Origin of the sequence: Pseudomonas sp. GM60 (assembly GCF_000282415.1) — a bacterium.
In the GTDB taxonomy this organism is placed as follows: domain Bacteria; phylum Pseudomonadota; class Gammaproteobacteria; order Pseudomonadales; family Pseudomonadaceae; genus Aquipseudomonas; species Aquipseudomonas migulae.
Genome location: NZ_AKJI01000026.1, coordinates 118,717 through 132,125, shown reverse-complemented (window position 1 = coordinate 132,125; position 13,409 = coordinate 118,717). Strand labels below are relative to the sequence as shown.

The window sequence follows — 13,409 nt, the reverse complement described above, 5'->3', positions numbered from 1 at the left end:
AGGGCACTCTGGTGAGTACCCTTTTTACTGCCGAACCCTGTAGGAGCCGGCTTGCTGGCGATAGTATCACCACGGTGTTTCAGATAAACCGCGTTGATGCTATCGCCAGCAAGCCGGCTCCTACAGAAGCATCAGCGCTTGTCGCGGCGCTTTTTGTCGGCTTTCTTGTGGTGCGACATCAAGCGACGCTTCTTGTTGACCTGACGATCAGTAAGCGAATTCTTGTTGCCTTCGTACGGGTTCTCGCCGCCCTTGAACTCGATGCGGATCGGCGTACCGACCAGCTTCAAGACGCGACGATAAGTGTTTTCCAGGTAACGGACGTAAGACTTCGGCACCTTCTCGATCTGGTTACCGTGAATCACGATGATCGGCGGGTTGGCACCACCCAAGTGCGCATAACGCAGCTTGATCCGGCGGTTGTTGACCATCGGTGGTGCGTGCTCGCCAACCGCATCTTCCAGAATCTGGGTCAGGCGGTTGGTCGGCCAGCGGGTGACCGCGGACTTGAACGAGTTCTGTACGGAAGCGTAGAGGTTGCCCACGCCCGTACCGTGCAGCGCCGAGATGAAGTGGATGTCGGCGTAGTCAACGAAGAACAGTCGACGTTGCAGCTCGACCTTCACGAAGTCACGCTCGCTCGGCGTCATGCCGTCCCACTTGTTGATCGCGATGACCAGCGCACGACCCGACTCAATGGCGAAGCCCAGCAGGTTGAGGTCGTGGTCCACCACGCCTTCGCGGGCGTCCATCACGAAGATCACCACGTTGGCGTCTTTGATCGCTTGCAGGGTTTTGACCACGGAGAATTTTTCGACTTCTTCGTGGATCTTGCCGCGCTTGCGCACACCGGCGGTGTCGATCAGCGTGTACTTCTCGTCGTTACGCTCGAACGGGATGTAGATACTGTCGCGGGTAGTGCCGGGTTGGTCGTACACGATGACCCGGTCTTCACCGAGCATGCGGTTGACCAGGGTCGACTTGCCGACGTTCGGGCGGCCGATGATGGCGATCTTGATCCCGTCTTTTTCGCTTGGACCAGGAATGCGCTTGGCTTCCTCGCCTTCGGCAACGTCCTCTTCCTCGCCTTCTTCCAGCTCTTCTTCGTCTTTCGGGAAGTCGCTCAAGGCGATTTCCAGCATCTGGGTGATGCCACGACCATGAGCACCGGCGATCGGGATCGCGTGGCCCATGCCCAACGGGGCGAATTCGGCGCGGGCCATTTCAGGGTCGATGTTGTCGACCTTGTTGGCAACCACGTACGAACGCTTGTTACGTTTGCGCAAATGCTCGGCGATCATCTGGTCGGCGGCGGTGAAACCGGCCTTGGCATCTACCAGGAACAGAACGACATCGGCTTCTTCAATGGCCAGCAGCGACTGCTCGGCCATTTTTTCGTCCATACCGTGCTCGTCACCGGAGATACCGCCGGTGTCGACCAGAATGTAGGAACGCCCTTGCCACTTGGCCTCACCGTATTGGCGATCACGGGTCAGACCGGACAAGTCGCCGACGATGGCGTCGCGAGTCCTGGTCAGGCGGTTGAACAAGGTGGACTTGCCGACGTTCGGTCGGCCCACCAGGGCGATTACGGGAACCATGCGGCTCTCCACTTCGTTATTTCAGAAAATACAAAAGCCGCTGCGAGGCAGCGGCTGGTGCTCGGGGCAATCACTGTGCGTTTTTTGTGGGAGCGAGCCTGCTCGCGAAAAACGCAATGGCACCGCGTTTTTCCAGGATGCCAACGTTATCGTTGACGTCCATCGCGAGCGAGCTCGCTCCTACAGTTCTACATACAGTGAAGCCGCTTGGGGGTTAAACCCCAAGCATAGTCGTTACTTGATGGTCAGGGCTTCCAGTTTGCCGCTGTTGCCATACAGATAAATCGTGTCACCCACCACCAGCGGACGGGCACGCAGGCCGTCGCTGTCGATGCGTTCGCGGCCGACAAAACGACCGTCCACCTGGCTCAGCAGGTGCACATAGCCTTCCATGTCACCGACTGCAACATAGCTGGAGAACACTTCTGGAGCCGACAGTTGACGGCGAGCCAGCGAGTCGTTGCTCCACAAAGCTGTGGTGGAACGCTCGTCAACGCCTTCAACGGTGCCCGAAGCCAGGCTCACGTACACAGTGCCGAAGCCCTGCGCAACGCCGGCATAGCTGGAAGCATCACGCTGCCAGAGCTGACGACCGCTTTCCAGGTCCAGTGCCGCAACGCGACCCTGATAGCTGGCGACGTACAAGGTACCGCCGGACAGCAGCAGGCCACCGTCGATATCGACAACGCGCTCCAGTTCCGAACGACCTTGCGGGATCGCAACCCGCTGTTCCCACACCGGCACGCCGTTGGAGATATCGAGCGCAACCACTTTACCGGTCGACAGGCCAGCCACCGCGAGGCGGTTGGTCACGATCGGCGCACTGGTGCCACGCAGGGTCAGGACCGCAGGCGTGCTGTCATACAACCAGCGCTGGTTGCCGGTGGAGGCATCCAGACCGATCAGACGGTCGTCCTGAGTCTGAACAACCACCACGTCACCGTTGTTGGCCGGCGGCGCGAGAACTTCACTGGACACGCGAGCGCGCCATTTCTCTTCACCGTTGGTGGCGTCCATCGCAACGATTTCGCCCTTGGTCGTACCGATCACGAGCAGGCCATAACCTACGCCAACGGCGCCGGAAACTGGCAGTTCGAGGTCTTTCTTCCATTTGACGTCGCCATTGCTGCGATCCATCGCCATCACCACGCCAGTGACGTCGGCGGCATAGATGGTATCGCCATCGATCGCCGGAACCAGCATGTTGTAGGTTTCGCCCTGACCGTCACCAATCGAACGACTCCACTGCTTTTGCAGGACCACTTCTTCTTTGAAGTCGACCAGCTCGGCAGGCGGCAATTCTTTTTTGCTGTTGCTGCTGCAACCCGCGGCCAAAACGGCCAGAGCCAGCAATGCTGCATGTTTCCAACGGATCACGTCACGCATCCCCTTTGGCCAGATCGTCCAACTTGATTTGTAGGCCACCGACTGCCGCTTCATCCGACAGTGCCGCCTTGGCTTTTTGATACGCAGCGTGCGCTTCGTCGGTACGACCCAACTGCACCAGCAGGTCGCCCTTGAGTTCTTCGCGGGTGGCGAGGAATGCTTTATCGGCATCGCCTTCGAGCAGTTTCAGCGCTTCATCGACCTTGTTCTGCGCGGCCAGTACCTGCGCCAGGCGCTGACGGGCGATTTCGCCCAGTGCCGGGTTGGCCGGTTTGGCAACGATGGCTTTCAGCTCGGTGGCAGCGTCGTCCAGCTTGCCGCTGTCGACCGCGACTTTCGCCACGAACAGGCTGCCGTACTGCGCGTAGGCGCTGCCGCCAAATTCGCTGTTGAGCTTGCCGGCCAGGTCCGAAACACGGGCGGCATCAGGCTTGCCGCTGGGCGTCAGCGTGGTTTCGAGCAATTGCTGATAGAGCATCGAGGCGCCTTGCGACTGATTGCTCTGATACTTTTGAAAGGCCTGCCAGCCGAACACGATGACCAGCGCCAACAGGCCGCCAGTGACCAGGGGCTTGCCGTTGCGTGTCCACCAGTCCTTCAAATCCGCCAGCTGTTCGTCTTCGGTACTCGACACCCCAATACTCCTTAATCGCTAAATCGGCTGTTTATGACAGCTTCAACCCTGCACGACGCAGGTGGCCAGGTGTGCAGCAAGCGCATCCCAGGCAATGCTTTGTTGTTCGCCCTGGCCACGCAGGGGTTTGAAACCTACCACTTGCTGGGCCATTTCGTCGTCACCGAGGATCAGCGCGTACAGCGCACCGCTCTTGTCGGCCTTCTTGAATTGACTTTTGAAGCTGCCGGCGCCGGCATTGATCTGCAGGCGCAGGTTGGGCAACTGATCGCGCACCTTCTCGCTCAACGTCAGGGCCGCCAACTCGGCAGCCTCGCCGAATGCGCAGAGATAGATGTCGACCTGACGGGAGATCTCTTCCGGGATCTGCTCCAGGGTTTCAAGCAGCAGCACCAGACGCTCGATGCCCATGGCGAAACCAACGCCCGGGGTCGGCTTGCCGCCCATCTGTTCCACCAGACCGTCGTAGCGGCCGCCGGCACACACGGTGCCTTGAGCGCCCAACTTGTCGGTGACCCACTCGAAAACCGTCTTGCTGTAGTAATCCAGCCCGCGTACCAGCTTCGGGTTGATCACGTAAGGAATACCGGCGGCGTCCAGGCGAGCCTTGAGGCCCTCGAAGTGCACGCGGGATTCGTCGTCGAGGTAGTCGGCCATTTTCGGCGCGTCGACCAGGATCGCTTGAGTGTCGGCGTTCTTGGTGTCCAGAACGCGCAACGGGTTGGTCTTCAGACGACGCTGGCTGTCTTCGTCGAGCTTGTCCAGGTGAGCGGACAGGAACTCGACCAGCGCTTCGCGATAACGACCACGGGATTCGCTGGTGCCCAGGCTGTTGAGCTCGAGCTTGACCGCATCACGGATGCCCAGCTCGCCCCACAGGCGCCAGGTCAGCACGATCAGCTCAGCGTCGATGTCCGGACCGTCGAGGTTGAACACTTCGACACCGATCTGGTGGAACTGGCGATAACGGCCTTTCTGCGGACGTTCGTGGCGGAACATCGCGCCGATGTACCAGAGTTTCTGCACCTGGCCGCCGCCAGTGATACCGTGCTCGAGCACCGCACGCACGCAAGCCGCTGTGCCTTCAGGGCGCAGGGTCAGCGAATCGCCGTTACGGTCTTCGAAGGTGTACATCTCTTTTTCGACGATGTCGGTCACTTCACCGATCGAGCGCTTGAACAGCTCGGTGAACTCGACGATCGGCATGCGGATCTGCTTGTAACCGTAGTTATCCAGCAGACGCGAAACGGTGCCCTCGAAATGACGCCACAGGGGAGTCTGTTCGGGCAGGATGTCGTTCATGCCACGAATGGCTTGCAGAGACTTGCTCACTTTAAATCCTTAAATTCGTTCGATCAGCCGCGAGCGATTACAGCTGCGTCAGCTTCGACCTTCTCGGCCGCTTTCTGGCGGATCAAGCGTTCAAGCTCATCCACCAGATTGTCATTCGTCAGTTTCTGCGACGGCTTGCCGTCGATGTAAATCAGGTTTGGCGTGCCGCCAGTCAAGCCAATATGGGCTTCCTTGGCTTCGCCCGGCCCGTTGACCACGCAACCGATGACCGCGACATCCAGCGGCACCAGCAGATCTTCGAGGCGTCCTTCCAGCTCGTTCATGGTCTTGACCACATCGAAGTTCTGCCGCGAGCAGCTCGGGCAGGCGATGAAGTTGATGCCACGGGAACGCAGGTGCAGGGATTTGAGAATGTCGTAGCCGACTTTCACTTCCTCGACCGGGTCGGCCGCCAACGAGATGCGGATAGTATCGCCAATCCCTTCGGCGAGCAGCATACCGAGGCCCACGGCGGATTTCACTGTGCCTGAACGCAAACCACCGGCTTCGGTGATGCCCAAGTGCAGCGGCTGGACGATTTCCTTGGCCAGCAAGCGGTAAGCAGCGACGGCCATGAACACGTCGGAGGCTTTCACGCTGACCTTGAAGTCCTGGAAGTTCAGGCGCTCAAGGTGCTCGACGTGACGCAGGGCAGATTCGACCAGTGCGGCCGGGGTCGGCTCGCCGTATTTCTTTTGCAGGTCTTTTTCCAGGGAACCGGCGTTGACGCCGATGCGGATCGGAATCCCGCGATCACGGGCGGCATCGACCACCGCACGCACGCGGTCTTCACGACCGATGTTGCCCGGGTTGATCCGCAGGCAATCAACGCCCAGTTCGGCTACGCGCAAAGCGATCTTGTAGTCGAAGTGGATGTCGGCCACCAACGGTACTTTGACCAGTTGCTTGATCTTGCCGAAGGCTTCGGCGGCGTCCATGTCCGGTACGGAAACCCGCACGATATCGACGCCAGCGGCTTCCAGACGATTGATCTGGGCGACGGTGGCGGCAACGTCATTGGTGTCGCTGTTGGTCATGCTCTGCACAGCGATGGGCGCATCGCCGCCAACAGGCACGTTACCGACCCAGATTTTCCGGGATTCGCGACGCTTGATTGGAGATTCGCCGTGCATGACTTATTGACCCAACTTCAGGCGAGCAGTCTCGCCACTGGTGAATGGAGCGACATCAACCACCTGACCGTTGTAGCTGACCTGCGCGCCACGGGCGAAGCCCAGACGCACGGCAAATGGCGGCTTACCACTGAGGGAAACGGTTTCGCCTTTGCGCTTGAGACCACTGAGCAGCACTTTGCCAGTGCCGTCGGTGACTTGTGTCCAGCAATCAGCGGTGAATTGCAGTTGAACCTGGCCTTGGCCGGCAACCGGAGCAACCGGAGCAGCCGCTGCCGGAGCAGGAATGGTCGGCGTCACCGAGGCGGTTGCAGGCGGGGTCGACACAACCGGAGCCGTCGGGGCCGCAGGCGCGACAACTGGCGCGGTGCTGTGCGCCGGGGCAACGGGTGCCGGAGCGGCCGGTGCGGTGTTATGTGTCGGTGCAACTGGCGCCGGGGCAGCCGGTGCGGCCGGAGCGACCACAGGCGCAGCGGGTTCAGCTTCAGCCGGCGCTTCAGTCGAAGTCTCGGCTTGCGGCAATACGAGCGCGGTCGAACTTTCAGCCTGACCTTCCGCGACAGCCTGGTCTTCCGGCTCGTCCAGCGGATGGATCTGGGTGGTGCCGTCGGCGCCTTCGACTTCAACGTGCTCCGGGCTCAGGCTGATCAGGTCCTTGGTGCGCAATGAGGTTTGATCCTGCCACCAGATGAAACCGCCGCCGATCACCGCGATCAGCAACAGCAAGCTGACGATTCGCAAAATAGTGTGGGAAACCCGAACCGGCTCTTCGATGCGACCCAGGCTGTGGACGTTGGCGCCCTGAGAGTCGGTACCGGTGGATTGGTCGAATTGCTGAACCAGAACGGCCTGGTCCATGCCGAGCAATTTGGCGTAGGCGCGAATATAACCGCGGGCAAAGGTATGCCCCGGCAGCTTGTCGAATGCGCCGGCTTCCAGATTACTCAGGGAATTAACGGTGAGGTTGAGCTTGAGGGCCACTTCGGCCAGCGACCAGCCATTGCTTTCGCGGGCCTGGCGCAAAGTTTCACCGGGGTTAACGCGATTCGCTGCTACAACTTCGGGATGCGCCGCTTTCATCATTGCTCCGACAGGTATTGCTGATATTCCGGCGTACCGGGATAGAGTCGTTTTAGTTGCAGGCCATAACTGGCTGCCTTGTCGCGATCTTCGAACACTTTTGCCAGCCGAACGCCGAGCAATAGACTACGTGCATTTTGCTCGGTGAGCAGGCTAAAACGGTCGTAATAGTCACGCGCGGGCACATAATGCCTGTCTTCGTAAGACAACTCAGCCATTTCCAGCAATGCACGGGGTTGCTGACGGTTCAAACGCAAAGCTTTTTCCAACTGCTGCTGGGCCAGATCACGCTGGCCAAGCCTGGAAGCGGTCATGCCCAGGTTCTCGAACACTCGCGAACGCTCAGGATACAGGGTATCGGCAGCGGCTTGCTCGAAGCGCTCGTAAGCCTCTTTATAACGTTTCTGTTCGAAAAGAAAACTGCCGTAATTATTCAGGATACGGGCATCGTTGGGGCGGGAAGATAGCGCCTTGCGAAAGTGCTCATCCGCCAGCTCCGGCTCCATCTCGGCCTGAAACACCAGACCCAATGCGGCATTGGCGTCAGGATCCGAACCGTCCAGCTCCAAGGCCTTTTTCAGCGGGACCTTGGCGCGTTCGGTCATGCCCTGCTGCAAATAGCCCAAGCCCAGTTGCACGTAGGCAACTCGCGCTTCATCGCGGCCCTTGCTGGTCTTCATCGGATTGAAATCGCCCGACAGGACGCAGCCAGTACAAAGACTGGCCAACAGCAAAAGCAGCGCAAAGCGCAGGGACATAGAGATCCTCTCTTGAATTATTTCGCAGCGTTCGAAGCCATATCGTTGTCGGCGCTCAACTCGCGCACGGCGATATAACGTTCACTGCGACGGGTGCGATCCAGCACCTGCCCTACCAATTGGCCACACGCGGCATCGATGTCTTCACCGCGGGTGGTGCGCACGGTGACATTGAAACCTGCATGGTGAAGCTGATCCTGAAAGCGACGAATCGCATTGTTGCTCGGACGCTCGTAACCGGAATGCGGGAACGGGTTGAACGGAATCAGGTTGATCTTGCACGGGATGTTCTTGAGCAGCTCGATCATCTCAACGGCATGTTCAACCTTGTCGTTGATGTCCTTGAGCAAGGTGTACTCGATGGTCAGCACGCGTTTTTCGCCCAGGGACGACATGTAGCGCTGGCACGACTCGAGCAGCATCTTAAGCGGATATTTCTTGTTGATCGGCACCAATTGGTTACGCAATGCGTCATTCGGTGCGTGCAGGGACAACGCCAGGGAGACGTCGATGTGCTTGGACAGCTCATCGATCATCGGCACCACGCCGGAGGTCGACAGGGTCACACGGCGCTTGGAAATGCCGTAACCCAGGTCGTCCATCATCAGATGCATGGCCGCAACGACGTTGTCGAAGTTCAGCAGCGGCTCGCCCATGCCCATCATCACCACGTTGGTGATGGCACGGTCGGCGGTCGCCGGGATGCTGCCGAACGATTTATTGGCAATCCACACCTGGCCGATGACTTCGGCGGCGGTGAGGTTGCTGTTGAAACCTTGCTTGCCGGTGGAGCAGAAACTGCAATCCAGGGCACAGCCTGCCTGGGACGAAACGCACAGAGTGCCGCGTTTGCCCTGGGGAATGTAAACGGTCTCGACGCAGCTGCCGGACGCCACGCGCACCACCCACTTACGGGTGCCGTCGGTGGAAATGTCCTCGCTGACGACTTCAGGACCGCGAACTTCGGCAATGGCCTTGAGCTTGTCGCGCAGGGCCTTGCTGACGTTCGTCATGGCGTCGAAATCATCGACGCCAAGGTGGTGAATCCATTTCATTACCTGACCGGCACGGAAACGCTTCTCCCCGATTGAGTCGAAGAATTTTTCCATTTCCTGTTGAGTCAGACCCAGCAGGTTGGTTTTTACAGTCGATGTAGTCATGGATTCACCTTCACTCTTAAGCCAATGCTTAGCGAGTGGTTACTTCAGTAGCTGCGAAGAAGTACGAGATTTCGCGAGCAGCAGCGGCTTCGGAGTCCGAACCGTGTACAGCGTTGGCGTCGATGGAATCAGCGAAGTCAGCACGGATGGTGCCGGCAGCAGCTTCTTTAGGGTTGGTAGCGCCCATCAGCTCACGGTTCAGAGCGATAGCGTTTTCGCCTTCCAGAACCTGAACAACAACAGGACCGGAGATCATGAAAGCAACCAGGTCGCCGAAGAAACCACGAGCGCTGTGCTCAGCGTAGAAGCCTTCAGCTTCGGCTTTGGACAGTTGCTTCAGTTTCGAAGCTACAACGCGCAGGCCTGCTTTTTCGAAACGAGTGGTGATCTCGCCGATGACGTTTTTAGCAACAGCGTCAGGCTTGATGATGGAGAAAGTACGTTGAACAGCCATGGTGTAACTCCAGAAACGGTAATTTGTGAAAAATTAAACCCGCGAATTATACGCGGGTTCTTGGGTATTGCCTAACCTGCAGCGTGGCTCAGTCGCGTTCTTCGATCCAGTGGGCCTGAATGGCCTCGAGGATCTTTTCGCCACAATGCTCAGGCAGGTCGTCGAACTCGGGCAATTCCATCACCCACTTGCGCAGATCGACGAAGTTGACCGACAAAGGGTCAACATCGGGCTTGCTTTCAGCCAGCTGGATTGCGATTTCCAGCACATCAGTCCACTTGAGACTCATGACAGTTCCTTGAATCAGTGCGGCGCTTCGGCGGCGTGGTTGAGCGAATACTTCGGAATCTCGATGGTCAGGTCTTCAGTCCCGACGATCGCCTGGCAGGCCAGACGCGATTGAGCTTCCAGACCCCAGGCACGATCGAGGAAATCTTCTTCCAGTTCATCCGCTTCTTCCAGCGAATCAAACCCTTCTCGAACGATGCAGTGACAAGTGGTACAGGCGCAAACGCCGCCACAGGCACTTTCCATCTCGATGTGGTGCTCATGAGCCAGTTCGAGAATCGATGTACCGGGCTCAGCCTCGACCACCATGCCTTCCGGGCAAAACTTCTCGTGTGGCAGAAAAATGACCTGCGGCATCAGTTATCCTCGATTTCATTCAGATTGCGCCCCGCCAGCGCGGCTTTCACCGTCGAGTCCAGGCGGCGGGCAGCAAAGGCGTCGGTGACTTGCGACAGACGCTTGGTCTGCTGTTCGATGGCGTAACCATCGGCACCTTTCATCAGTTCGGTCAGTTCCTGCATCTGCAATTCGATGACCATGCGTTCTTCGGCGTCGAGCAAACGCTCGCCGTCGGCTTCGAGAGCGGCTTGCACCGCTTCGATCAGGCGCTGGGCATCGACCTGCTGCTCACGCAGTACACGGGCGACCTTGTCGTCGTTGGCGTGCTGGAACGAATCCTTGAGCATCTTGGCGATTTCGCCGTCGGTCAGACCGTAGGACGGCTTGACCTGAATGCTTGCTTCAACACCCGAACCCAACTCACGGGCCGAGACACTGAGCAGACCGTCGGCGTCAACCTGGAAGGTCACGCGGATCTTCGCTGCACCGGCGACCATCGCCGGAATGCCGCGCAACTCGAAGCGCGCCAGGGAGCGGCAGTCGCTGATCAGCTCGCGCTCACCCTGCAACACGTGGATCGCCATGGCCGACTGGCCATCTTTGTACGTGGTGAAATCCTGGGCACGAGCGACGGGAATGGTGGTGTTGCGCGGAATCACCTTCTCCATCAGGCCGCCCATGGTTTCCAGCCCCAGGGACAACGGAATCACGTCGAGCAACAGCAGTTCGCCGCCATCGCGCTTGTTGCCGGCCAGCGTATCGGCCTGGATCGCGGCACCGATGGCCACCACTTGATCCGGGTCGATTTCAGTCAGCGGTTGGCGACCGAAGGCTTCAGCGACGGCTTCACGAACGCGAGGCACACGGGTCGAACCGCCGACCATGACCACCGCGTGCACGTCTTCCAGCTCGACGCCGGAATCACGCACCGCGCGACGGCAGGCTTTCAGGCTGCGAGCAACCATCGGCTCGATCAACGCATTGAAAGCTTCGCGAGTCAGCTCGGCTTTCCAGTCGCCATAAGCGACTTCAACGGCCGCAACATTGGTCAGCGCTTCCTTGGCCGCGCAGGCAGTTTGCAGCAGGTTACGTTGCGCACCCGGATCGAGATCGGCGGACAAACCGGCGCTCTCGATGATCCAGCCGGCAATCGCATGGTCGAAGTCATCGCCGCCCAGGGCGCTGTCGCCGCCGGTGGCCAGCACTTCGAACACACCGCCGGTCAGGCGCAGAATCGAAATATCGAAGGTGCCGCCGCCCAGGTCATAAATCGCGACCAGGCCTTCAGCATGTTGATCCAGACCGTAAGCCACGGCAGCGGCGGTCGGCTCATTGAGCAAACGCAGCACGTTGAGGCCGGCCAGTTTGGCCGCGTCCTTGGTGGCTTGACGCTGAGCATCGTCGAAATAGGCCGGAACGGTGATCACCGCACCCACCAGTTCGCCACCCAATGTCGCTTCAGCGCGCTGACGCAATACCTTGAGGATATCGGCAGAGACTTCGACCGGGCTTTTTGGCCCCTGAATGGTTTCGATGAACGGCATGTGCGACTCGCCACCGACAAAGCGGTACGGCAGTTGCTCGCCCAATTGCTTGACGTCGGACAAACCACGACCCATCAAGCGCTTGACCGACAGCACGGTGTTCAACGGATCGGTAGCGGCAGCCAGCTTGGCCGACTCGCCCACTTCGACGCGATCGGCGTGGTAACGCACGGCGGACGGCAGGATGACCTGCCCGTCAGCGTCGGCCAGAGGCTCGGAAAGACCACTGCGCAATGCAGCGACCAGCGAATTGGTAGTGCCCAAGTCGATCCCCACAGCCAGACGACGCTGGTGCGGTTGAGGACTTTGGCCGGGTTCGGCGATCTGCAGTAGGGCCATCGTGATCAGGACTTATCTGTATATCAGGCGTGCGACCGGAGCGGCACTGGGTTAATCGTCGAGGCGCTCTTCTAACTGGCGCACTTCGTAGGTGAGCTTGTCGAGGAACTGCATGCGCCGCATCAGGCGTTCGGCCTGTTCACGTTGCGCTGCATCATTCCAACAGGCTGCGAAACTGTCGTTCAGTTTTTCCTGAGCAACTTTCAAACGACGCTTGAAGACGGCAACGCCATTCAGGTCGGCGCTGTCCTGCAGGTCTTCGAGCTCTTCGCGCAACTCCATCTGTTGCAGAAGAAACTCCGGATCATGCACCGTGACCTCCAGCGGCAGCTCGCCACCATTCAGGGCGAGCAGGTATCGCGCGCGCTTCGGGGGACTTTTGAGCGTCTGGTAGGCCTCGTTGAGGCTCGCGGATTGCTCTAGCGCCAGCCGTTGCTCGCGCTCGGAAGCGTCCGCAAAACGGTCTGGATGAACACTGCGCGCCAACTCACGGTAGCGCGTAGCCAGCTGGTCGAGGTCCAGATTGAAACTCGGTTGCAGCTCAAATAAAGCGAAATGACAAGGAGTACCCACAAGAAGCCTCAGATGTTGAAGCTTTCGCCGCAGCCACATTCACCGCGTACGTTGGGGTTGTTGAACTTGAAGCCTTCGTTCAACCCTTCCTTGACGAAATCGAGCTCGGTGCCGTCCAGGTAGGCCAGGCTTTTCGGGTCGATGATCACTTTCTCGCCGTGACTTTCGAACACCTGATCCTCGGCAACCACCTCGTCGACAAACTCCAGCACGTAGGCAAGGCCGGAACAGCCCGTGGTGCGAACACCCAGACGAATCCCTTCACCTTTGCCGCGCCCGTCGAGGGAGCGTCGCACGTGTCGAGCAGCCGCTTCTGTCATGCTGATAGCCATCGGTGACTCCTTACTCGTCGCAAAATCTTGAAAATCAGATCAAGCCTTTCTTCTGCTTGTAGTCGCGAACGGCCGCTTTGATAGCGTCTTCAGCGAGTACGGAGCAGTGAATTTTCACCGGCGGCAGAGCCAGTTCTTCGGCCAGTTGAGTGTTTTTGATGGTCTCTGCTTCATCCAGAGTCTTGCCTTTCATCCACTCGGTCGCCAGGGAGCTGGAGGCGATAGCCGAACCGCAACCGTAGGTCTTGAACTTGGCGTCTTCGATGATGCCTTGCTCGTTGACCTTGATTTGCAGGCGCATCACGTCGCCGCACGCCGGAGCGCCGACCATGCCGGTGCCGACATCCGGGTCTTCCGCGTCCATCTTGCCGACGTTACGCGGGTTTTCGTAGTGGTCGATGACCTTTTCGCTGTAAGCCATGATTCTTAATCCTCACTCATCAGAGAGTCGCTCTT

General features: G+C 59.0%; 15 protein-coding genes. All 15 read right to left on the bottom strand.

Going from position 1 to position 13,409, the window contains the following annotated elements; all coding sequences use genetic code 11:
- Nucleotides 1-131: 131 nt before the first annotated feature.
- The 15 genes from der to iscU all read right to left on the bottom strand — a co-directional run bounded on the left by der (nucleotide 132) and on the right by iscU (nucleotide 13,374).
- Entirely contained in the window at nucleotides 132-1,601 is a 1,470-nt protein-coding gene (gene der, locus PMI32_RS24395; protein ID WP_008025521.1) for a ribosome biogenesis GTPase Der, read from the bottom strand.
- Between the two features lie 234 nt (nucleotides 1,602-1,835).
- Complete coding sequence (gene bamB, locus PMI32_RS24400) at nucleotides 1,836-2,987, bottom strand: outer membrane protein assembly factor BamB (RefSeq protein ID WP_032828591.1); 1,152 nt, start codon at nucleotides 2,985-2,987, stop codon at nucleotides 1,836-1,838.
- The gene (locus PMI32_RS24405) at nucleotides 2,980-3,621 is read right to left on the bottom strand and encodes a tetratricopeptide repeat protein (protein ID WP_008025516.1); all 642 of its coding nucleotides are present in this window, start codon (nucleotides 3,619-3,621) and stop codon (nucleotides 2,980-2,982) included. The genes bamB and PMI32_RS24405 overlap by 8 nt, the downstream gene beginning before the upstream one ends.
- 42 nt (nucleotides 3,622-3,663) lie before the next feature.
- Complete coding sequence (gene hisS / locus PMI32_RS24410) at nucleotides 3,664-4,953, bottom strand: histidine--tRNA ligase (protein ID WP_008025514.1); 1,290 nt, start codon at nucleotides 4,951-4,953, stop codon at nucleotides 3,664-3,666.
- Nucleotides 4,954-4,976: 23 nt separating this feature from the next.
- Nucleotides 4,977-6,086: a flavodoxin-dependent (E)-4-hydroxy-3-methylbut-2-enyl-diphosphate synthase gene (ispG, locus tag PMI32_RS24415; protein ID WP_007903603.1), complete on the bottom strand. Its 1,110-nt coding sequence runs from the start codon at nucleotides 6,084-6,086 to the stop codon at nucleotides 4,977-4,979.
- A 3-nt stretch (nucleotides 6,087-6,089) separates the two neighbouring features.
- Nucleotides 6,090-7,166, bottom strand: a complete 1,077-nt coding sequence (locus PMI32_RS24420; RefSeq protein ID WP_008025512.1) for a RodZ domain-containing protein — start codon at nucleotides 7,164-7,166, stop codon at nucleotides 6,090-6,092.
- Complete coding sequence (pilW, locus tag PMI32_RS24425; RefSeq protein WP_008025510.1) at nucleotides 7,166-7,924, bottom strand: type IV pilus biogenesis/stability protein PilW; 759 nt, start codon at nucleotides 7,922-7,924, stop codon at nucleotides 7,166-7,168. Before pilW ends, PMI32_RS24420 begins: the two co-directional genes overlap by 1 nt.
- 17 nt (nucleotides 7,925-7,941) lie before the next feature.
- Nucleotides 7,942-9,084: a dual-specificity RNA methyltransferase RlmN gene (gene rlmN, locus PMI32_RS24430; protein ID WP_008025507.1), complete on the bottom strand. Its 1,143-nt coding sequence runs from the start codon at nucleotides 9,082-9,084 to the stop codon at nucleotides 7,942-7,944.
- A 28-nt stretch (nucleotides 9,085-9,112) separates the two neighbouring features.
- Entirely contained in the window at nucleotides 9,113-9,538 is a 426-nt protein-coding gene (ndk, locus tag PMI32_RS24435) for a nucleoside-diphosphate kinase (RefSeq protein WP_007916882.1), read from the bottom strand.
- Between the two features lie 88 nt (nucleotides 9,539-9,626).
- Complete coding sequence (iscX, locus tag PMI32_RS24440; protein WP_008025505.1) at nucleotides 9,627-9,827, bottom strand: Fe-S cluster assembly protein IscX; 201 nt, start codon at nucleotides 9,825-9,827, stop codon at nucleotides 9,627-9,629.
- A gap of 14 nt (nucleotides 9,828-9,841) precedes the next feature.
- Entirely contained in the window at nucleotides 9,842-10,183 is a 342-nt protein-coding gene (gene fdx / locus PMI32_RS24445) for an ISC system 2Fe-2S type ferredoxin (RefSeq protein ID WP_008025503.1), read from the bottom strand.
- Complete coding sequence (gene hscA, locus PMI32_RS24450; protein ID WP_008025501.1) at nucleotides 10,183-12,048, bottom strand: Fe-S protein assembly chaperone HscA; 1,866 nt, start codon at nucleotides 12,046-12,048, stop codon at nucleotides 10,183-10,185. The genes fdx and hscA overlap by 1 nt, the downstream gene beginning before the upstream one ends.
- 51 nt (nucleotides 12,049-12,099) lie before the next feature.
- Nucleotides 12,100-12,621, bottom strand: a complete 522-nt coding sequence (gene hscB / locus PMI32_RS24455) for a co-chaperone HscB (RefSeq protein ID WP_008025499.1) — start codon at nucleotides 12,619-12,621, stop codon at nucleotides 12,100-12,102.
- A gap of 8 nt (nucleotides 12,622-12,629) precedes the next feature.
- The gene (gene iscA, locus PMI32_RS24460) at nucleotides 12,630-12,953 is read right to left on the bottom strand and encodes an iron-sulfur cluster assembly protein IscA (protein ID WP_003227904.1); all 324 of its coding nucleotides are present in this window, start codon (nucleotides 12,951-12,953) and stop codon (nucleotides 12,630-12,632) included.
- Nucleotides 12,954-12,987: 34 nt separating this feature from the next.
- On the bottom strand, nucleotides 12,988-13,374 hold the full coding sequence (iscU, locus tag PMI32_RS24465; protein WP_003443374.1) for a Fe-S cluster assembly scaffold IscU: 387 nt from the start codon (nucleotides 13,372-13,374) through the stop codon (nucleotides 12,988-12,990).
- Nucleotides 13,375-13,409 lie beyond the last annotated feature (35 nt).

Excerpts from the sequence above, each read along its gene's own strand:
- der (WP_008025521.1), bottom strand. The coding sequence starts at position 1,601 with ATGGTTCCCGTAATCGCCCTGGTGGGCCGACCGAACGTCGGCAAGTCC.
- bamB (WP_032828591.1), bottom strand. The coding sequence starts at position 2,987 with ATGCGTGACGTGATCCGTTGGAAACATGCAGCATTGCTGGCTCTGGCC.
- ispG (WP_007903603.1), bottom strand. The coding sequence starts at position 6,086 with ATGCACGGCGAATCTCCAATCAAGCGTCGCGAATCCCGGAAAATCTGG.
- PMI32_RS24420 (WP_008025512.1), bottom strand. The coding sequence starts at position 7,166 with ATGAAAGCGGCGCATCCCGAAGTTGTAGCAGCGAATCGCGTTAACCCC.
- pilW (WP_008025510.1), bottom strand. The coding sequence starts at position 7,924 with ATGTCCCTGCGCTTTGCGCTGCTTTTGCTGTTGGCCAGTCTTTGTACT.
- rlmN (WP_008025507.1), bottom strand. The coding sequence starts at position 9,084 with ATGACTACATCGACTGTAAAAACCAACCTGCTGGGTCTGACTCAACAG.
- ndk (WP_007916882.1), bottom strand. The coding sequence starts at position 9,538 with ATGGCTGTTCAACGTACTTTCTCCATCATCAAGCCTGACGCTGTTGCT.
- iscX (WP_008025505.1), bottom strand. The coding sequence starts at position 9,827 with ATGAGTCTCAAGTGGACTGATGTGCTGGAAATCGCAATCCAGCTGGCT.
- fdx (WP_008025503.1), bottom strand. The coding sequence starts at position 10,183 with ATGCCGCAGGTCATTTTTCTGCCACACGAGAAGTTTTGCCCGGAAGGC.
- hscA (WP_008025501.1), bottom strand. The coding sequence starts at position 12,048 with ATGGCCCTACTGCAGATCGCCGAACCCGGCCAAAGTCCTCAACCGCAC.
- iscA (WP_003227904.1), bottom strand. The coding sequence starts at position 12,953 with ATGGCTATCAGCATGACAGAAGCGGCTGCTCGACACGTGCGACGCTCC.
- iscU (WP_003443374.1), bottom strand. The coding sequence starts at position 13,374 with ATGGCTTACAGCGAAAAGGTCATCGACCACTACGAAAACCCGCGTAAC.